Origin of the sequence: Burkholderia sp. AU30198 (assembly GCF_020419825.1) — a bacterium.
Lineage (GTDB): Bacteria > Pseudomonadota > Gammaproteobacteria > Burkholderiales > Burkholderiaceae > Burkholderia.
This window is the reverse complement of record NZ_JAIZSA010000010.1, coordinates 129434-148711: the sequence shown is the minus strand read 5'-3', so window position 1 is coordinate 148711 and position 19278 is coordinate 129434. Positions and strand designations below refer to the sequence as shown.

Sequence of the window (19278 nt, the reverse complement as noted above, 5' to 3'; positions counted from 1 at the left end):
AATCAAAGCCTAAAGATGAGTTTGTTCTCGTAGGACCGAAAAAGCTTGAGTCCGATCGAGAAGCTTGCGATCGCAGCGACCAACGCGATGCCGATCACCGTCAACGACGGCAATTCCGAGCGATAAATCGGTGCGCGGAACAGATCCACGAAATAGAGCAGCGGATTGAAGCGCAGGATGTTTTGCAGCGACGGCGAAATGGCGCTCGGCTGGTACATGATCGGCGTCAGGAAGTACAACGCCTGCATCAGCACGCCGATCAGATGCTGCAGATCCCGGAAATACACCATCGCAACCGACAGCATCAGCGCGAGACCGAGCGCGAAGAAATACAGGATCGCGAAAGAAATCGGGAGAAAGAACAAGGCCGGACTGATGCGCGCGCCCACGACAAACGCGATGACGAACAGCGCAACCAGGCCGAACAGCGAATCCAGCAGGCACCCGATCGCGGTCGAGATCGGGAAGATCAGCTTCGGGACATAGACTTTCTTGATCAGCCCTTCGTTCGAGACGATCGAGCTGCCCGCCTGCACCACGCATCCGCTGAAGAAGTTCCACGGCACCGTGGCGGCGAACAGGAAAATTGCGTAGTCACGCAGGCCGAGGCGGAAGATATGCGAGAACACGACGGCCGACACCGTCATCATCATCAGCGGATTGAGAATCGTCCACAAATAGCCGAAGATGGTCCGGCGGTAACGGGCCAGCAGTTGCTGCGTCACCAGTTGGTACAGCACGTGCCGATAGGCAAACAGCTCTTTGGTAAACATTATCGAGTTCAGTTGAAACCGGCAATTTGGCAAAATCGGCATGCAAACCAGCCCCGGCGACCGCTCGGCGGCCACGGATCCGATACGGCGAACGGCTCTCCACGTTTCGCGTCGGACTCCGGCCCGGATCGGAGGGGGCGCAAATTATAGCGCACCGGTTGCACGATCAGCGACCGATCCGACGCAGGATTACCCTTGCCGCTTCGCCGCCGACGCGAACTTCCGCTTGATCCGCCCCATTACGCCACGAGAAATCAGATAGAAGCGGCGCAATACCCAGATTCCGGGAATCCGCAGCGCGATCGCGCGAAGCCGGCTCCTCGACACCGCGATCGGATACATGATCTTCGCCAGCTCTTCGGCGTACTTCATCACCTCGTTCGGCGTCATCTGCAGCACCATGCCGTCCCGGGCCTGCACCGCTTTCTGATAGTAGTCGTCCAGCTCCTGCTGACGGACCGATGCAACCGAGTCTTGAGCGGGCACCCGATACTCGGATGTCACCTTCTCGACGAGCTCGAAATCGTTGCGCTGGCAATAACGCACCCACAAGTCCCAATCCTCGAGGCGATCCAGTTGCACGTTGAACCCGCCGTACTGCTCGAACAGCGCGCGCCGGAACAGGATCGCCTGAATCGGAATGAAGTTGTGATGCCAGATCGCCGCCCTCGAGAAACCCTCGCGGTACGCCACGTAGCGGCTGGCGACCCGGTACACCCACGGATCATGGCTGACGATTTCCGTGTCCACCTGGAACGCGAGCGCATACGCGCCGGCCAGATCCGGACGGCTGTCGAGCTTGCGCGCGAGCACTTCGACGTGGTCGGCAAACAGCAGGTCGTCGTCATCGAGAAAACACGCGTACTTGCCGGTCGCCGCCTCGAGCCCGACATTGCCGGCGACGCAGCGCCCTGCTTTCGGAATCGGGTGGTACTGCACTCGCGCAAGTGCGCCCGATGCCCGAACGGACTCGACGAACGACTGCGCCGTCTCCGAGCCGTCCTCCACCACCACGAGTTCGACGTTCGGGTAGGTCTGATGCACGACCGATTGCACGGCCTCTTTCAGCTTGCCCAGACGCCCCGCACACGTGCGCACCACGATGCTCACGAGCGGAGGGTCCGCCGGCAGTTGCTCGAACGTTTGAAACGCCCCTTCGCGAGATTGCTCGTAATCCCACCCGCGGAACGGGAATGCGATGTCCGACTGCTTGCGCGTTCGCAGGAAATAGAAACTGTCGCGCAGGATCGTCATCAGGTTCGCGAACAGGCCCTTGACGCGCCCCTGGATCGGCAGCGGGATCATGAACAACCCGAGATACATCGCGAGTCCGCCGACGATCTGGCGCAGCGTGCCGTACCGCATGCGCAACAGGACGTTCGCCCGCGTGCTGCCGAAAAACTGCACCGGCTTCAGCTCGTTCGCGGTTTCATAGGTGTAGTGCCAGCACACGGCGTCGACGCAGTACTTGATGACATGGCCTCGATCGCGAAGGCGATACGAAAGCTCGACGTCTTCGCCGTACATGAACAATCGCGACTCGTAACCACCGACCTGTTCCAGCGCGCTGCGCCGGAACAGCATGCACGCGCTTGACGCCCAGCTCACCTCGAGCGTGACAGGGTCGTAGTACTTCGGATGCTCGTACGGCTTTTGCCTGAACTCCCAGCCCGCGACCCGCGCGTCGTCGGCGACGGCGCGGCGCACGGCGCGCTCGATGGCATTCGCCTCGTACGTCAGGTCGACGTTGGTGACCAGAAAGAATTCCGACTGGCCCGCCGCAAGGTTGGCGTTGTGCCCTGCGCCGAAGCCGACGTTTGCCCCCGTGTCCAGCGACACCGACCGGAACCGCTCGCCGAATCGCGCGATCAGGTCGCGCAGCGCCTCGACGGTGCGATCCTTCGAACCATTGTCGCGGATCAACACCGTGATCTTGTCGAGCGGATACTGCTGCGCGACGAGACTCTCCCAGAAACCTGCAAGCCAGCGCTCGGAATTGTATGTAACGATGGAAATATCGATACAAGGTAGGTCGGTTGTGCTCAGACTGGACATTGATTCCAAAGGGTGACCGGGGGGAAAGAGGGATTCTGTCATGTCTGCTCGCCTGAACGAGGGACGGGATACAAAGCGGCGGCGTCCCGGGACAGCCGCTCGCGTTGCAGCTGCCTGGCCGGCGCTGGAGCCGGCACTGGAAACGACATGGGCAGCCCCCGGACGACAGGGTGCTCCCGCTCCCGCCACGGATGCCACTCGTACACCACGAGACACCCGTGCGAATGGACGACTCTCGAGTCGAGGAGAGACGCAAACGCATTGCGATCAGGCCGTTACCGCCGACACCCGGCCCGTTGAACCATTTGGACTATCTGAACCGGTTCGACCACCTGACGGTAGGCCTGACAAAGGCGGCATTGTCGCATGAATGACTCAGCGGATAATGTTAAAAGGTGTTTCACGGCCTGTCGAGTTGCGTCCTGGCGGCGTTCCCGCGACGTCCGTGGCTGCCGCGGCCCGCCCAGGCCAGCCGCCCCCCTGACCGCACGCACCGGACGGGTGCATTCGCGGAAAAGGCGCATCAGCGGTCATGTACAATCTCGGCCGTTGTCACTTGCCGCCTCTGCCGATCGAGGCCGACATTCCGTGTATCCGGTGTGTTAACGTGTTCTCGTTCGAGGCTGCGCATTCATCACATGAAACTGACGATTCAAGGTACTGCCCGCCTCTCCAAGCGTGTTCTGTCGCGGCTACGACATCGCATGACGGCGGGCCGTGTGCCCGCACTCCGTGGCAACACGGCCGCCAGCCCCAACGGCACGGCTCCGTCGCAAGTCGACCGCGACCCGGGAAGCGACGCACGATTTCGAGCGTTCATCGAAGACAAGCTCGATCGCGACGCCTATCTGTTCAACAATCCTGACGTGAAGGCCGCCGGCGTCGACCCCGTCGAACACTGGCTGAAGTGGGGCATCGATGAAGGTCGCTCGATCGCACCGCGCACGGACGTCGTGATCGGCGACATGGATCATATCGAAGGCGCGTCGTGGCAGTACTTCCACTGGAAGGGGCGCCCCGTCGCGGTCCGGGTGCGTCGCCCCATCGGACGCATCCTCGATCAGATCGCCGAACAGGCCGAATTCGATCTCGGGATCGTGGCGGCCGGCGCGAAAGCGATCGGCAATCTTCGCGAATTCGACGCGACCGACCTGCTGGCTCGCGACGGCGTTCACGTGTCGAGAATCTTCGAATCGCTGTCGGTGGTGCCGCGTACGGTCGTCGCGACGCCGTTCCTGTGTACCGGCGGTGCCGAAAAATACGTGGCCGACCTCGTGCAGACGCTCGGCGATTCGGTCGCCGAACCGATTCTCGTGGTGGTGACCGAGGCAACCGAAAAGGAATCCGCAGGCTGGGAAGCGCTGAACATCCTCGCGCCCCTCAAGCGGCACGAGGTGCTGTTCTGGCGTGACGCATGCGGCCCGGGCCACGCCAGTGCGGCCGTATTCGCCCGTTTTCTCAACGCCCTTCGGCCCAATACGATCATTATCAACAACAGCCGGGTCGGTCTTGACGCGGTTGCCCAGTTCGGCCGCGGCCTGTCCCAGTACGCGAAGATCTTCTGCACGTTCTTCAGCCTCGGCGTCAACGGCATCGGTGCCCCTTACGGCGCACGCTTCCCGCGCCGCACGCTGTCCTATGCCGCGGCACTGACCGACAACGCACGCATGGCCGATACGCTCGAGCGCATGTGGGGCGGCATTCGCGGCCCCGGCGTCGTGGAGTTGCCGGCCAAGGCCATGCTGGTCGACGAGACGACATTCGCCGCGCGCCTGGCGCGCCGCGCGCCGCGCTGGGCCAACCCCGACCGGCATCGGCGCTGGCTGTGGGTTTCCCGCGTCGAACCGTTCAAGGGCACCGAGATCCTGGCCGCGCTCGCGCAACTGCGCCGCTCGGACGAATTCGACGTCTACGGCCCCGTTCACGGCAGCTTTGCGCAACTGGGCCTCGCCGCGCCGAACATTCATCACAAGGGCGTGCTCGAAAACGTGCCGGCCGCGGATTTCGTCGACTACGACGGTTTCATCTTCACCAGCCTGTTCGAAGGCATGCCCAATATCGTGCTGGAAATGAGCCAGCATGCGCTGCCGTTGATCCTCGCGGACGTTGGCGGACTGCGCGGTACGTTCGACGACTCGGCCGTCAAGTTCGTCGGCCACCAGCACCACGCCGCCGAAACCGCCGCGGCATTCAGCACGGCGATGGACGCGGTGTGCGGATCGACCGGCGCGGACATCGAGCGCATGATCGGTACCGCGTACCAGCAGGTGGTCGCCCGCCACTCCCCTGCCGCCTACTCGCAGAACGTCAAGACCATCTTCGGACTAGAAAGTGACTGACATTTCCGTCTTCATCGTTTTCCACAAAGAGGCGGCATTTGCGATTCCGGCTCTGGCGAGCATGCACCGACTGGTGAGCGTCGCGCGCGAATCGGGCTTGCGTATCGAAGCACGAGCGCTGCTCGACAACCCCGACCCGCAGACGCTCGACATCGTGAAACAGCGCGGTGCGTGGCTGGACGCACTCGACGTCGTCTCGTGCGGCGACCTGGGCCTGACGAGAAACACGGGCGTCGACGTGGCAAGCGGCGAGTATCTCGCCTTTCTCGATGGCGACGACCTGTGGGGCAGCCAATGGCTGACGCGCGCATTTGCGTGCTCGCGCGACGAACCGGCCGACACCCGCTCCATCTGGCACCCCGAAAGCCTGTTCTATTTCCACGAGAGCGACTACGACCGGCACTCGATGAACCATCTGCCGCACCCGTTGGCGCAATCGTTCCACTTCGTCCACCGGGCAAGCGACGAGGAAGGCTTCGATCGCAATTCGCTGTTCCTGAACAACATCTGGTCTGCCAACATTTTCGCGCACCGCAGCATTTACCAGCGGTTCCCGTACAAGCCTGTCGTGAAGTCGATGGGGCTCGGGATCGAGGACTGGACCTGGAACATCGAAACGCTGTGGTCCGACGTCGCACACCGGATCGTGCCGGATACCGTCCACATCATCCGCGTGAAGGAGATGGGCTCCCTGGGACAGAGCAATGCGAGCGAAGGGCTGCTCCCGCACATGCCGGAGCAGATTTTCCCCATCGTCGGGAAGCACGAGGATCACCCCCTCCAGGCCGACGGCACGGCCTGACAGACCCGGAATGCCCGTGAGCGGACCCGCGACGACGCGCGGTCCGGCACGGGGCGGTCCGGCAAGCGCTCAGTCCCGCCGGATTTCGGCGAGGCAAAGCGCCAGTGCATCGCGCCAGTCCGGTGCGGCAAGCCCGAACGTCCGCAACAGCTTTTCGTTCGACAAGCGCGAGTTTGGCGGCCGCACGGCGGGTGTCGGATATTCCGACGACGGAATCGGCACGACCAACGGACGCGACTCAAGCGCGGCGAGCTCGACGATCGCGCTCGCAAAACCATGCCACGAGGTTTCGCCACCGGCCGTCAGATGATAGACGCCCGAACGGGACGCCCACCACGCGGGCGCATCGTTGGCGGCAAGCGCCTGCGCGACGACGTGCGCGGTCATCGTGGCGATCGTGTTCGCCCAGGTCGGCGCACCGATCTGATCGGCAACGATCTTCAATTCCCGGCGTTCGGCCGCCAGCCGCAGCATCGTCAGCAGGAAGTTGCGTCCACGTGCGCCATACACCCAGCTGGTGCGAAAGACGATCGCGGCCGCGCCGATGGCCTCGATCGCACGCTCGCCGGCAAGCTTCGAGCTTCCGTACACATTCTGCGGCGCGGGCGTATCGGTCTCGACATACGGCGAGGCCTTCGCACCGTCGAACACATAGTCGGTCGAGTAGTGGATCAACGCAGCGCCCAGCGCCTTCGCCTCCTCGGCCAGCACGCCCGGCGCGATCGCGTTGATACGCATTGCCGCGTCCTCGTCGCGCTCCGCCTGGTCGACTGCCGTATAGGCCGCGGGATTGACGATCAGCGTGGGCCGCACGTCGCGCACCACCGCCCGAATCCGGTCCGGATCGGCCAGGTCGAGTGCGGCACGGTCTACCGCGACGACACGGCCAAGCCCCTGCAGCGAACGGGCGAGCGCGAACCCGACCTGCCCGCCCACCCCCGTCACGAGAATCCGTCGTGCGTCACTCATATACGTCGGCCTCCGCGAGCGGCTTGCCGGCGGCATCCTTCGCCGCCAGCACCGGTTCGCCATCGAGCTGCCAGTCGATACCCAGCGCGGGATCGTTCCACAGCAGGCTGCGCTCGTGTTCGGGATACCAGTAGTCGGTCGTCTTGTACAGGAACTGCGCGGAGTCGGACAACACCACGAAACCGTGCGCAAAGCCGGGCGGCACCCACAGCTGCCGATGATTGGCTTCCGACAGCAGCACGCCGACCCACTTGCCGAAATTCGGCGAGCTGCGCCGGATATCGACCGCGACGTCGAGCACTTCGCCCTCCACGACCCGTACGAGCTTCCCCTGCGCATGCTGGATCTGATAATGCAGCCCGCGCAGAACCCCCTTCGCCGATCGCGAATGATTGTCCTGCACGAACGTCACGTCCGGCGCGATCTGTTCGGCAAACTCGCGCGCATTGAAGCTCTCGTAAAAGAACCCGCGCGCATCGCCGAACACCTTCGGCTCGATGATCTTGATTTCCGGCAATGCCGTGTCGGTTACTTGGATGGCCATGCCAATTGGTCGTCGAGAATGTGTTGCAGGTATTTACCGTAAGCGTTCTTCGCCAGCGGTCGTGCCAGCGCCAGCACTTGCTCCGCGTCGATCCAGCGCATGCGATACGCGATTTCCTCCGGGCATGCCACGACAAGCCCTTGCCGCTTTTGCAGCGTCGCGATGAAGGTCGCCGCCTCGATCAGCGAATCGTGCGTGCCCGTGTCGAGCCACGCGTAGCCGCGCCCCATGATCTCGACGTCGAGCTCACCGGCCGCCAGATAACGCGAATTGACGTCCGTGATCTCGAGTTCGCCGCGCGCCGACGGCTTGATGTCGGCGGCAATATCGCACACCTGCCGGTCGTAGAAATAGAGCCCCGTCACCGCGTAGCTCGAGCGCGGCACGGCCGGCTTCTCTTCGATCGATACCGCACGGAACGCGCGGTCGAATTCGACCACGCCGTAGCGCTCCGGATCCTGCACGTGATAGGCAAACACGGTCGCACCGGCCGCCTTCGAACTGGCCCGCTCGAGCTGCTTCGCGAGGTCGTGCCCGTAGAAGATGTTGTCGCCGAGAATCAGCGCGGACGGATCGTTGCCGACGAAGTCCCTGCCGATGATGAACGCCTGGGCGAGCCCGTCGGGCGACGGCTGCACCGCATACTGGATGTTCATCCCCCACTGGCTGCCGTCGCCGAGCATCGCCTCGAAGCGCGGGGTGTCCTGCGGCGTCGAGATGATCAGCACGTCGCGAATGCCCGCGATCATCAGCGTCGACAGCGGGTAGTAAATCATCGGCTTGTCGTACACCGGCAGCAGTTGCTTCGATACGACGTGCGTAATCGGATACAGCCGCGTGCCCGAGCCGCCGGCGAGAATTATGCCCTTACGTGCCATCGATCAGACCCTCACGTACGTTGCGCGTAATTGGTTTCCACCCACTTGCGGTAATCGCCGGACGCGACCTCGTCCACCCACGCCTGGTTGTCGAGATACCAGCGGACGGTCTTCGCGAGCCCCGTCTCGAACGTCTCGGCAGGCTTCCAGCCGAGTTCGCGCTCGAGCTTGCGCGCATCGATCGCATAGCGGCGGTCGTGGCCCGGACGGTCCTTCACATAGGTGATCTGGTCGCGGTACGAACCGGCCGCCTTCGGCCGCGCGGCGTCGAGCAGGTCGCAGAGCGTGTGCACGACGTCGAGGTTCTTCTTCTCGTTCCAGCCGCCGATGTTGTACGTCTCGCCCGGCACGCCGCGCGCGAGCACTTCGCGGATCGCGCTGCAGTGGTCGCCGACGTACAGCCAGTCGCGCACGTTCTGGCCATCGCCGTAGACCGGCAACGGCTTGCCCGCGAGCGCGTTCGCGATCATCAGCGGAATCAGCTTCTCCGGGAACTGGTACGGACCGTAGTTGTTCGAGCAGTTCGTCGTGAGCGTCGGCAGGCCGTACGTGTGGTGATACGCACGCACGAGGTGGTCGGAGCCGGCCTTCGTCGCCGAATAGGGGCTGTTCGGCGCATAAGGCGTCGTTTCCGAGAACTGCGGATCAGTCGCGGACAGCGACCCGAACACCTCGTCGGTCGACACGTGCAGGAAGCGGAACGCCGCCTTGTCGGTATCGTCCAGGCCGTTCCAGTGCATGCGTGCCGCTTCGAGCAGCGTGAACGTGCCGACGACATTGGTCTGCACGAAATCGGCCGGCCCGTGGATCGAGCGGTCGACGTGGCTTTCGGCGGCAAAGTGGATCACGGCACGCGGCTTGTGCTCGGCAAACAGCGCATCGAGTGCCGCGCGATCGCAGATGTCGACACGGGCAAACACATGATCCGGATTCTCATTCAGCGGTGCCAGCGTACGCAGGTTACCCGCATAGGTCAGCTTGTCGACATTGAGCACGGCCTCGCCGGAAACTGCGATCCAGTCGAGTACGAAATTGGCACCGATAAAACCCGCGCCGCCGGTAACCAGGATCATGAAACGTCCTCTAGTAATAATCGTGTGCGGCGCGCCTGACAGGCGCACTTCGCACTTCTTGTCATGTCACAGTGGCCAAGTCTCGGCCGATCAGGCCCGGCATTTTAACCGGTCGCCATGACCGGCCAAGTCACGAGATGTTATTTTCGGAGCGAAAATGTCAATTATAGGAATCCAGCCGGCGCCAACTCCATGCTGCTAACAACTTGATACAGCGCCCCGGCCCTTTGCGCCACAAAAATCCTGTGCCACGCAAACAGCCCGATGTGGAACGTCCTTTGCGTCACGCTCGTATTTGAATGATGCTTTCTCAGCTCACCCAGACTCGCCACGATCCGACCCTCATGCTTCCACCCCCCATCGCCATCGGCGACATCCAGGGCTGTCACGCCGCTTTCCAGTCTTTGCTCGACAAGCTTTCAGCCCCCGCCGACACGCCGCTGTGGATCGCCGGCGACGTCGTCAACCGCGGCCCGGACTCCCTCGCCTCGCTGCGTGCGCTCGTCGACCTCGGCCCGCGCGCGACCGTCGTGCTCGGCAATCACGACCTCCACCTGCTCGCGGTCTCCGCGGGCCTGCGCACCGAACGCCCGGGCGACACCATCGGCGAGATCCTCGACGCGCCCGACGCCGACGCGCTGCTCGACTGGGTCCGCCACCGCCCGTTCGTACATGCGGAGAACGGGATGCTGCTCGTGCATGCGGGCATGCTGCCGCAGTGGGATGCCACGCTCGTGCTGGAACTCGCCGACGAACTCCAGCGCGCGTTGCGCGCGCCCGACTGGCGTGACACGCTGCAAAAGCTGTACGGCAACGAGCCGTATCAATGGAGCCCGGATCTGAAGAAACGCGACCGGATGCGCGTCGCGTTCAACGCATTCACGCGCCTGCGCTTCTGCACCCCCGACGGGACGATGGAATTCAAGGCGAACGGCGGCCCCGACAACGCGCCGCCCGGCTACCTGCCGTGGTTCGACGTACCGGGGCGCCGCACGGAGAACGTGACGGTCGTGTTCGGGCACTGGGCCGCGCTCGGCCTGATGCTGCGCGAGAACGTCGTCGCGCTCGATTCGGGGTGTGTGTGGGGTAACCAGCTGTCGGCCGTGCGGCTGACGGCCGATCCGGCGCAGCGCACGGTCACGCAGGTGCAGTGCGAAGCGTGCCGCGCGCCGGGCGGAGAATGATCAAAGACTGATTCGCGACGCCGGGCAGCGCGTCAACCCTCGCGCCCCGGCACGGGCGCGTCGGCCGCCTCGCCGCCTGCCGCGCCGACGCCAACCTCGGTCGCCGGATAGGCATGTCTGGCCAGCTCCGCGAGCGACTCGGCCGTCGGCTTGTCGACCTTCGCCTGCAGCGTCGCGAGCGCGGCCGCGATCGCGTCGCGCGCCGCCGCGGACGTTGCCCGCCGGTCACCGCCCGGCGCGATCGGTTCACACACGTAAAGGTGCGCAATGATCGGACCACCGCGCAACACCATGTCGAGCGACTTGCCGAGCGCCAGTTCGCCCGTGTAGGCCGGTGCGACCGACTGCCGCCGCTGCGCGTCCTCGTACATCAGGCAGATCGGCTGCACCGCGCAGCCGGCCGATACCGCGGACTGGAACAGGTTCGCATGGAACGGCAGCAGTTCCTGCCCGTCGGTCGTCGTTCCTTCCGGAAACACGCACATCAGCCCGCCGTTGCGCAGGCGCTCGGCCATCTCGTGCATGACCCGCATCGCCTCGGTGCGCTTCTCGCGCTGCAGGAACACGGTGTCGAGCTTCTCGGCGAGCCAGCCGACGACCGGCCACTGCCGCACCTCGGCCTTCGACACGAACGGCGTCGGCCGCCACGCGTTGACCGTGTAGATGTCGAGCCACGACACGTGATTGCCGACCACGAGCGCGCTCGCGTCGAGCCGCGCGCCGTCGTTATGGACGACGAGGCGCATCCCGCAGATCCGCAGCATCTTGAGCGTCCAGCGGCGCGTCATCTCGGCGCGCCGCGCGGGCGTGACGTGCGAAAAACGCAGCGCGACGATCGCCATGCCGCGCAACAGGTGGAAAACGAGACGCAGCTTGCGAAGGGCAATCATGGCGAAGGTCCGGCGTGGTTCAGGGGCGCTCGAACGCGATCTGCCCGGCGACGAGCGTCGTGCGCACGCAGGCGGGCAGTTCGTAGCCGAGGAACGGCGAGTTGTGGCCCTGGCTCTTCAGCGCACGCGGCTCGACGCGCCAGTGCGCGCGCGGGTCGAACACGCACAGGTCGGCCGCGCTGCCTTCGACCAGGCGGCCGGCCGGCAGCTGCAGCACGTCGGCCGGTGCGGACGTGATGCGGCGCAGCGCCTGCGCGAGCGGCGTGCGCGTCTCGTCCGCCCACTTCAGCGTCAGCGACAGCAGCAGTTCGAGTCCCGTCGCGCCCGGCGTCGCTTCGCCGAACGGCAGCAGCTTCTCGTCGTCGTCGACCGGTGTGTGGTCGGAGCAGATCGCGTCGATCGTGCCGTCGGCGAGCGCCACGCGAATCGCTTCGCGATCGCGCTCGCTGCGCAGCGGCGGATCGAGCCGGAACTGCGAATCGAAGTAGCCGATGTCGACGTCGATCAGGTGCAGGTGATTCACGCCGACGTCGCAGGTCACGGGCAGCCCCTCGGCCTTCGCCTCGCGCACGAGCGCGAGGCCTGCCGCCGACGACAGCCGCGCGAGGTGCACGCGTGCGCCCGTCACGCGCATCAGTTCGAAAATCGTGTGCAGCGCGATCGTCTCGGCCGCGACCGGCACGCCGGACAGCCCGAGCCGTGACGCCAGCGCGCCGCTCGCGGCGACACCGCCGCGGCCGATGAAGGCGTCTTGCGGGCGCAGCCACGTGGTGTAGCCGTAGGTGCTCGCGTACTGCAGCGCCCGCAGCAGCACCTGCGTGTCGCGCACCGGCACGTTGGCCTGCGTGAAGCCGACACAGCCGGACTCGGTCAGCGCGACCATCTCGGTGATCACTTCACCCTTGAGGCCGACGGTGAGCGCGCCGAGCGGATGCACGTTCGCCTGGTGCAGGTTGCGCGCGCGGAACTTGAGCATCTCGACGAGGCCCGGCTCGTCGAGCACGGGGTCGGTATCCGGCGGGCACACGAGGGTCGTGACGCCGCCCGCGACGGCCGCGGCCATCTCGGACGCGAGCGTCGCCTTGTGCTCGTAGCCGGGCTCGCGCAGCCGCGCGCACAGGTCGACGAGGCCGGGTGCGACGATCAGGCCCGACGCGTCGATCGTCCGGTCCGCGTTGAAGCCGGCCGGCGCCGTGCCGAGCGCGGCGATCTTGCCTTCCGCGACGAATACGTCAGCCTGCCGCTCGGTGCCGGCGACCGGGTCGATCAGCGTGCCGCCTTTGATATGAATCTTCATGCGCTGTCTGTGAATGCGTTGATTGCGTGAATAGGGATGCGCGAAAGCAGGCTCAGTCGCTGTTGCCGGCGACGATGCCCATCACCGCCATCCGCACGGCGATGCCGAACGTGACCTGGTTGAGGATCACCGACTGCGGGCCATCGGCGACCTGCGAATCGATCTCGACGCCGCGGTTCATCGGGCCCGGGTGCATCACGATCGCGTCGGGCGCGGCGAGCGCGAGGCGCTCGGGCGTCAGGCCCCAGGTCTTGAAGTATTCCTGCGCGGAAGGCAGCAGCGCGCCGCTCATCCGCTCGTTCTGCAGGCGCAGCATGATGATCACGTCGACGCCCTTCAGCCCTTCGTCGAGGTTGTGGAACACCTTCACGCCCATCTGCTCGAGCCCGCCCGGCAACAGCGTGCGCGGGCCGATCGCGCGCACTTCCGGCACGCCGAGCGTGGTGAGCGCGTGGATGTCGGAGCGTGCGACGCGCGAATGCAGGATGTCGCCGACGATCGCCACGCGCAGCTTCGTGAAGTCGCGCTTGTAGTGACGGATCGTGTACATGTCGAGCAGGCCCTGCGTCGGGTGCGCATGGCGGCCGTCGCCGGCGTTGATCACGTGCACGTGCGGTGCGCAGTGCTCGGCGATCAGGTACGGTGCGCCGCTCGATGCGTGACGCACGACGAACAGGTCGGCATGCATCGCCGACAGGTTGTTGATCGTGTCGAGCAGCGATTCGCCCTTGCTCGTCGACGATGCATTGATGTTCAGGTTCAGCACGTCGGCCGACAGGCGCGTCGCGGCGATCTCGAAGGTCGTGCGCGTGCGCGTCGAGTTCTCGAAGAACAGGTTGAACACGGACTTGCCGCGCAGCAGCGGCACCTTCTTCACTTCGCGGTCCGTCACGCTGACGAACTGCTCGGCCGTATCGAGGATGTGGTTGACGATCGAGCGCGGCAGGCCCTCGATCGACAGCAGGTGCTTCAGCTCGCCGTTTTTCGTGAGCTGCGGGTTGCCCTTCAGGAAGCCGTAGCGGAACCGGTCGGGGCTCGCGGCCGCAGCGGGATTGCCGGTGCGGCCAGTGGTGTCGGTGGTCATGGTGTGCGTGATTCCAACTATGCAAACGGGCCGCGGTGCAAACCGGCGGCCCGGGATACGGTTCGCGTGTCGTTCAGGCGCCGTGCGCCTCGACGCGCAGCGTGAACTGCGCGTCGTCGCGCGCGAGCACGAGCGTCGCATCGGCCGGCACGTCGAGCGCGCCGCCCGCGAAGCGCGCGGCAACCGGCAGCTCGCGGCCGCCGCGATCGGCGAGCACCGCGAGTTCGACCGCGGCCGGACGGCCGTAGTCGAACAGCTCGTTGAGCGCCGCGCGCACGGTGCGCCCGGTATACAGCACGTCGTCGACGAGCACGATGCGCGCGCCGTCGACCTCGAACGGCAGCGACGTCGGGCTGGCCTGGCTGTGCAGCCCCTTCTTCGCGTAGTCGTCGCGGTGCAGCGCGACGTTCACGACGCCGAACGCCGGCGCGCCGAGATCGTGTGCGAGGCGCTCGGCCAGCCATGCGCCGCCGCTGTGAATGCCGGCGAGCCGCGGGCCGCCCGGTTCGGCGAACGCCGTGCCGTACGCGGCGCGGATCTGGTCGAGCAGGACGCGGTAAAGCGCCTCGGCATCAATGGTGCTCATGGTCGGACAATTGATCGAGATACTGTTGAAGGATGACGCGCGCGGCCTCGGCATCGAGCATCTCGGCGCGTGCGCGGCCGCGCACGTTGCGCTCGCGCAGCCCGGCCTCGGCCTCGACCGACGAATAGCGCTCGTCGACCCACGTGACGGGCAGCCCGAAGCGGCCGTTCAGCTGGTTGCCGAAGCGCTTCGCCTGCTGCGTCATGTCGTGCGGCGTGCCGTCCGGATGCATCGGCAGGCCGACGACGAGCGCGTCCGGCCGCCATTCGGCCAGCAGGTCGCCGACCGCCTTGAAGCGGTGTTCGCGGTTCAGGTTCTGGATCACGACGAGCGCACGGGCCGAGCGCGTCAGCGCATTGCCGATCGCGACGCCGATACGCTTTTCGCCGTAGTCGAACGCGAGGAGCGTCGCATCGCGCGCGCTCGCGCCACTCATGCGTGCCCTGCTTCGCCGGACAGCATCGACGAGCTGACGCCGAGCAGGCCGAGTGCGGCTTCGAAACGCTCTTCGGCCGGCGTGTCGAACACGATGCGCGGATCGGCGGCCACGGTCAGCCAGCCGTTGCGGGAAATTTCTTCCTCGAGCTGCCCTGCCCCCCAGCCCGCATGGCCGAGCGTCAACAGGAAGCGCTTCGGGCCGGTGCCCGTCGCGACCGCCTCGAGCACGTCCTTCGACGTGGTCATCTCCAGCCCGCCCTCGACGGACATCGACGAGTTGTAGCTCGCGCCCTCCACCGGCTCATGCAGCACGAAACCGCGCTCGGTCTGGACCGGGCCGCCGAAGTACACCGGGATGTGCAGCAGCGGCTCGATGTCGAGCTTCAGGTCGATGCGGTTGAACAGCGATTCGAGGTCGATGTCGGTAGGACGATTGATGACGAGGCCGAGCGCACCGCGCTCGCTGTGATCGCAAAGATAGACCACCGTTCCCGAGAACGTCGGATCGGCCATGTTCGGCATGGCGATCAGGAACTGGTTGGTGAGATTGATGCGATCGGAAGGCTTTGACATGGTTTGAATTTTAGCAAAGACGCCGCGGCCTGACCGAGCCGCGATCAACAAGCAACGCCGCACCGCGCTGGCAACGGCGCGCACGGATCACATGGCACTCTAACACGCGCGCGGGCGCTGTCGGCAGCGTGTTGCGGGCCCGCGCGGCAAGGGCCGCCGGCGCGTGTTCGTCCCCTTGTTCGTCAGGCCCGGCCGAGCGCCGCGCCGAGTGCGCCGGACGCCGCGGTGAGATCCGGCGGCGCGACGCCGGCCGCGATCTTCAGCAGCGCCGCGCGCAGCATGTCGGACGCATGGCCGTGCGCGTCGAGGCCGCCGTCGGCGAGCGGCACGCCATGCGCCGCCCGCCGCCACGCCAGGCCAAGCGTGTCGGCCAGGAGCGCCGCGTGGCCGAGCCCGAGCGCGCACGCGGCCGTGCCGACCCGGTAGGCGGCACCGGACGCATGCCAGGCGGCACTCGCGTCGGCCGCGGCCGGATCGGCCGCGAGGTCGGCCATCGACGCATCGGCCGTCTGCAGGAAATCCTCATAGGCATGCGCATTGACCGTCACGACGCCGAGCGCGCGGGTCGGCGCGGCGGCGACCGCATCGTGCTCGGCCCGCGCGGCATCGGCCTCCCACAGCGCTTCGGACGCGGGCGTGCCGGCCACGTGCCAGTCGACCGTCAGCCCGTAGTCGTGCAATACGTCGACGAGCGCGACATCCTCGGCCGCGGCGCCGAACAGCGCGAAATCGCGCCATAGCAGCGCCACCGTCTCGCGCACGAGTTCGGGCGGCGCACTGCGCCGGCCCTGCGCGTGCTCGCCGAGCAGCAGGTTCGTCCGCGCGAGAAAGCGCTTCAGCTCGGGCGCACCGCTCGCACGCAGCGCGCGCACGCATGCGGCCGCGAGCCGCCAGAAATCGTAGGGATCGTCGCCGGCGAGTGCGGCCAGCATCGCATCGAGTTCGTCGAGTGCCGCGTCGGGCGCGCCACGTTCCGCACGCAGCACGCCGAGCAGCGCCTGTTCGTAGCGGGCACGAATCCGGGTCGCGAACGCATCGGGCAGCACGCGCAGCGTGGCCGGCGGCACCGCGCGGCCGACGAGCGCGAGCGCGTCGAGCGGCGCGTTCGCGCGCAGGTCGGCGGCGCTTTGCGCACGCAACGCACGGAAATGCTCGAAGAGAACGGGCGAGCAGGCGAGCTCGCGCAGGTTGTGGCGTGCGACGGCCGCGCGGAAATCGCGCAGCGCGGCACGCCAGCCGGCCGAAGTCGGTTCGACGGCAACGAGCGGCACGGCAGCCGACAACTGCCCTGCGAAACGCGCGGCCGGCAGCCAGCCGGCTTCCGCCAGTACGGCCGCCGCCGCGGACAGCGGCACGGCCGCGTCGTCGCGATGCTCGAAGGCCTCGTCGGCCGCCGCAAGCCATGCGTCGGCCGCGCGCACAGCCCCGCCGCGCGGGTTGGGCAGTGCGTCAGGGTGGGGAACGTTCGCCGGTTCTGGCCTCATGGACACGCGCGCCTGTCATCGTCAAGTCGCTCGCGCGAACCTCGGCGCGCGAGCGCCGGGCCGATGCGAGGCCTGAGCGGGGTGTCCGTGGGCCGGGGATCCGGTCAGATCTGGACCATCTCGAAGTCTTCCTTGCGGGCGCCGCATTCAGGACACGTCCAGTTGATCGGGACGTCTTCCCAGCGCGTGCCCGGGGCAATGCCCTCTTCCGGCAGCCCGGCTTCTTCGTCGTAAATCCAGCCACAAATCAGGCACATCCAGCTCTTGTATTCCATCTTAAGCCGCGTCGGGAAAGTCGGTAAATTCGGGAGCCATGATGGTACCGTGTCGGGGCCGGACTGCCTAGCAATCGCGCTGGAGTAACGCGACTACGTTGCGCTGCGCTAAAAAATCCGTCGTGCGGGCCGGATTCCGCCGCATAATGACTGAAAAGTGCGGCCTGCCGGGCAACACAGGGCCAAAAACGCCCAATTCGCCTCGCCGTCCGCATGTCCGTCGCTTGTCCGTTTTTCTCTTGCCCCATTTCTACATGTCCAGCAACGCCCCTCCGATCGTCCTCACCTTCGGCCTGTCCGACCCCACCGGCGGCTCTGGCATTCAAGCCGATCTGTTGACCCTGGCGAGCATGGGCTGTCACGGCGTGTCTGTCCTGACGGGCTACACCGTGCGCGACTCGGCCGCCTGCGACGAAGTGACGGGGCTCGATCCCGACGTCGTCGCCGCCCAGGCGCGCATGCTGCTCGAGGACATGCCGGTCGCCGCGTTCAAGATCGGCGCAACCACGCGTGCGGAAGTCGTCAGCGCGATCGCCGAAGTGGTCGCGGACTACGACGGCGTGCCGCTCGTGCTCGCGCCGGACTTCACGCTCGACGACGAGCACGTGCTCGCCGCCGACGACCTGCGCGAATCGATCGCCGACCTGCTCGCGCCGCAAACCACGCTGCTGGTCGCCGACTACGCGACGCTGATCGCGCTCGCGCAGCCGGACGGCGATGCCGAGGCGCCGAATCTCGATGCGGCCCTGTCGCACCTGCTGTCGCAAGGGTGCGAGTACATCCTGTCGTCCGAGACGGGCTCGCACCGGCTCGTCAACACGCTGTACGGCGAGGAAGGGCAACTGCGCGAGGACATGTGGGATCGTTCGCCGCACCGGCTGATGGGCATCACCGACACGCTGGGCGCAGCGATCGCGGCGCTGCTCGCGAACGGCCAGGAGCCGCCCGAAGCCGTGCGTGAGGCGCAGGAATACCTGTACCAGGCCGTCCGCGACGCGTTCCGGCCCGGCATGGGCGCGTACCTGCCCGACCGGTTCTTCTGGGCGCGCAGCAACGAGGACTCTGACACGCCGCCAGCCGCGAAGGCCGACCCGGTGCCGAGGACATCGCACCGGCATTGAGGCGCGTGGGGTCACGCAGGCGTTTGAACAATCAAACGCCGCTACGCCCTTCTCTCCCCCTTTACCGCAAGCATCCATCAATCACACCAGCATTCGGCATCGAGAACTCAATGCTGATGCACACGATGTATCGCCAACGACCGTCGGCTCCGCGCAACGCCCTCTAAACCTTCGGCTTCCCACCCCGCACAGCCCGATATCCGAACCGTCGGCCGCGCGATCCCGCCCATACAGTCCGACACGGCTGCGGTCATTGCGGTCAAATCTGCGCTCTCGCCGCCCCGACTCGATTTGCATCCATTCTCGCTCGAGCGATGAACGGACTTCGTACATTTCACCCCCCAAGCTCGCCGAAAATCGAATCGATCCCATAGATTCGCCGCGATCTCCACTGCTACGGTTCATGCCATTCAATGTGACCCATGCAAAGGAGTGTGCGATGGCGCAGGACATTTTCCTGAAACTGACCGGCATCAGCGGCGAGTCTCGAGATGCCTTTCATCTGGACGAGATCGACATATTGGCGTGGGATTGGTCCGCAGACCAGTCATCGACCACACGCACCGGCGGCAAATGCACGGCCAATGACCTGACCATTGAACATTATGTTGATCGTGCGTCGCCGATCCTCATGCTGCATTGCCTGAAAGGCAATCACATCGCGAACGCCGTTCTGGTTATGCGCAACGCCGGCGGCATACCGCTCGAATACCTCAAGATCACGATGGATAAGGTATTGATCACGCGAATCAGGTCGGCCGCCAATTTGAACATGGTCAGGCCGCGAGAGGAGGTCCAACTTTCATTCACCAGCATCCGACAGGAATATGTCGTTCAGAACGCCCGAGGCGGGAGCGGCGGAACGGTCGCAGCAGGATACGACATCAAAACCGGCAAAACGACCTGAGGATCG

Annotated in this window: 19 protein-coding genes; 5 read left to right on the top strand and 14 right to left on the bottom strand. The window is 65.7% G+C overall.

Annotated elements, in window-relative coordinates; translation table 11 throughout:
- Positions 1-2 precede the first annotated feature (2 nt).
- Both LGN19_RS22255 and LGN19_RS22250 read right to left on the bottom strand, forming a co-directional pair.
- Positions 3-848 (bottom strand): ABC transporter permease, encoded by an 846-nt coding sequence (locus tag LGN19_RS22255; RefSeq protein WP_164462541.1) that lies wholly within the window; start codon positions 846-848, stop codon positions 3-5.
- A gap of 114 nt (positions 849-962) precedes the next feature.
- Entirely contained in the window at positions 963-3026 is a 2064-nt protein-coding gene (locus LGN19_RS22250) for a glycosyltransferase family 2 protein (protein WP_226217131.1), read from the bottom strand.
- A 197-nt stretch (positions 3027-3223) separates the two neighbouring features.
- On the opposite strand from LGN19_RS22250, the gene LGN19_RS22245 reads away from it, so the two are divergent.
- Both LGN19_RS22245 and LGN19_RS22240 read left to right on the top strand, forming a co-directional pair.
- Entirely contained in the window at positions 3224-5167 is a 1944-nt protein-coding gene (locus LGN19_RS22245) for a glycosyltransferase (RefSeq protein WP_226217130.1), read from the top strand.
- Positions 5160-5969 carry a glycosyltransferase family 2 protein gene (locus tag LGN19_RS22240; protein WP_089450036.1) on the top strand — a complete coding sequence of 270 codons (810 nt, stop codon included), beginning with the start codon at positions 5160-5162 and terminating at the stop codon, positions 5967-5969. Before LGN19_RS22245 ends, LGN19_RS22240 begins: the two co-directional genes overlap by 8 nt.
- Positions 5970-6038: 69 nt before the next feature.
- Here the strand turns inward: LGN19_RS22240 and rfbD are convergent, their stop codons facing one another.
- Genes rfbD through rfbB form a run of 4 tightly spaced genes read right to left on the bottom strand, consistent with a single transcriptional unit; the run spans position 6039 to position 9433 of the window.
- Positions 6039-6938 (bottom strand): dTDP-4-dehydrorhamnose reductase, encoded by a 900-nt coding sequence (gene rfbD / locus LGN19_RS22235; RefSeq protein ID WP_226217126.1) that lies wholly within the window; start codon positions 6936-6938, stop codon positions 6039-6041.
- Complete coding sequence (gene rfbC / locus LGN19_RS22230; RefSeq protein ID WP_122944640.1) at positions 6931-7482, bottom strand: dTDP-4-dehydrorhamnose 3,5-epimerase; 552 nt, start codon at positions 7480-7482, stop codon at positions 6931-6933. The genes rfbD and rfbC overlap by 8 nt, the downstream gene beginning before the upstream one ends.
- Positions 7467-8360, bottom strand: a complete 894-nt coding sequence (gene rfbA / locus LGN19_RS22225) for a glucose-1-phosphate thymidylyltransferase RfbA (RefSeq protein ID WP_122944639.1) — start codon at positions 8358-8360, stop codon at positions 7467-7469. Before rfbA ends, rfbC begins: the two co-directional genes overlap by 16 nt.
- Positions 8361-8371: 11 nt before the next feature.
- The gene (gene rfbB, locus LGN19_RS22220; RefSeq protein ID WP_226217124.1) at positions 8372-9433 is read right to left on the bottom strand and encodes a dTDP-glucose 4,6-dehydratase; all 1062 of its coding nucleotides are present in this window, start codon (positions 9431-9433) and stop codon (positions 8372-8374) included.
- Between the two features lie 344 nt (positions 9434-9777).
- Here rfbB and LGN19_RS22215 point away from each other — a divergent pair, with 344 nt between their 5' ends.
- A complete protein-coding gene (locus LGN19_RS22215; RefSeq protein ID WP_122944637.1) occupies positions 9778-10617 on the top strand; it encodes a symmetrical bis(5'-nucleosyl)-tetraphosphatase in 840 nt (279 codons plus the stop codon).
- 32 nt (positions 10618-10649) lie between these two features.
- Here the strand turns inward: LGN19_RS22215 and LGN19_RS22210 are convergent, their stop codons facing one another.
- The 8 genes from LGN19_RS22210 to LGN19_RS22175 form a co-directional block, all read right to left on the bottom strand.
- Complete coding sequence (locus LGN19_RS22210; RefSeq protein WP_174957054.1) at positions 10650-11507, bottom strand: lysophospholipid acyltransferase family protein; 858 nt, start codon at positions 11505-11507, stop codon at positions 10650-10652.
- A 19-nt stretch (positions 11508-11526) separates the two neighbouring features.
- Positions 11527-12804, bottom strand: a complete 1278-nt coding sequence (locus tag LGN19_RS22205; protein WP_226217122.1) for a dihydroorotase — start codon at positions 12802-12804, stop codon at positions 11527-11529.
- Positions 12805-12856: 52 nt separating this feature from the next.
- Positions 12857-13888, bottom strand: a complete 1032-nt coding sequence (locus LGN19_RS22200; RefSeq protein WP_006476735.1) for an aspartate carbamoyltransferase catalytic subunit — start codon at positions 13886-13888, stop codon at positions 12857-12859.
- A gap of 73 nt (positions 13889-13961) precedes the next feature.
- Positions 13962-14474, bottom strand: coding sequence for a bifunctional pyr operon transcriptional regulator/uracil phosphoribosyltransferase PyrR (gene pyrR, locus LGN19_RS22195; RefSeq protein WP_122944634.1), 513 nt, complete (start codon positions 14472-14474; stop codon positions 13962-13964).
- Complete coding sequence (gene ruvX / locus LGN19_RS22190; RefSeq protein WP_027788201.1) at positions 14461-14910, bottom strand: Holliday junction resolvase RuvX; 450 nt, start codon at positions 14908-14910, stop codon at positions 14461-14463. The genes pyrR and ruvX overlap by 14 nt, the downstream gene beginning before the upstream one ends.
- Positions 14907-15485 (bottom strand): YqgE/AlgH family protein, encoded by a 579-nt coding sequence (locus LGN19_RS22185; RefSeq protein ID WP_011351143.1) that lies wholly within the window; start codon positions 15483-15485, stop codon positions 14907-14909. Before LGN19_RS22185 ends, ruvX begins: the two co-directional genes overlap by 4 nt.
- A 182-nt stretch (positions 15486-15667) precedes the next feature.
- Complete coding sequence (locus LGN19_RS22180) at positions 15668-16969, bottom strand: hypothetical protein (protein WP_122944633.1); 1302 nt, start codon at positions 16967-16969, stop codon at positions 15668-15670.
- A gap of 104 nt (positions 16970-17073) precedes the next feature.
- Positions 17074-17244, bottom strand: a complete 171-nt coding sequence (locus LGN19_RS22175; protein WP_004186709.1) for a rubredoxin — start codon at positions 17242-17244, stop codon at positions 17074-17076.
- Positions 17245-17498: 254 nt separating this feature from the next.
- Between LGN19_RS22175 and LGN19_RS22170 the strand changes: the two genes are divergently transcribed.
- Positions 17499-18365, top strand: a complete 867-nt coding sequence (locus LGN19_RS22170; RefSeq protein WP_043181580.1) for a hydroxymethylpyrimidine/phosphomethylpyrimidine kinase — start codon at positions 17499-17501, stop codon at positions 18363-18365.
- 439 nt (positions 18366-18804) lie between these two features.
- Positions 18805-19272 (top strand): Hcp family type VI secretion system effector, encoded by a 468-nt coding sequence (locus tag LGN19_RS22165; RefSeq protein ID WP_226217120.1) that lies wholly within the window; start codon positions 18805-18807, stop codon positions 19270-19272.
- The last annotated feature ends 6 nt before the right edge of the window (positions 19273-19278 follow it).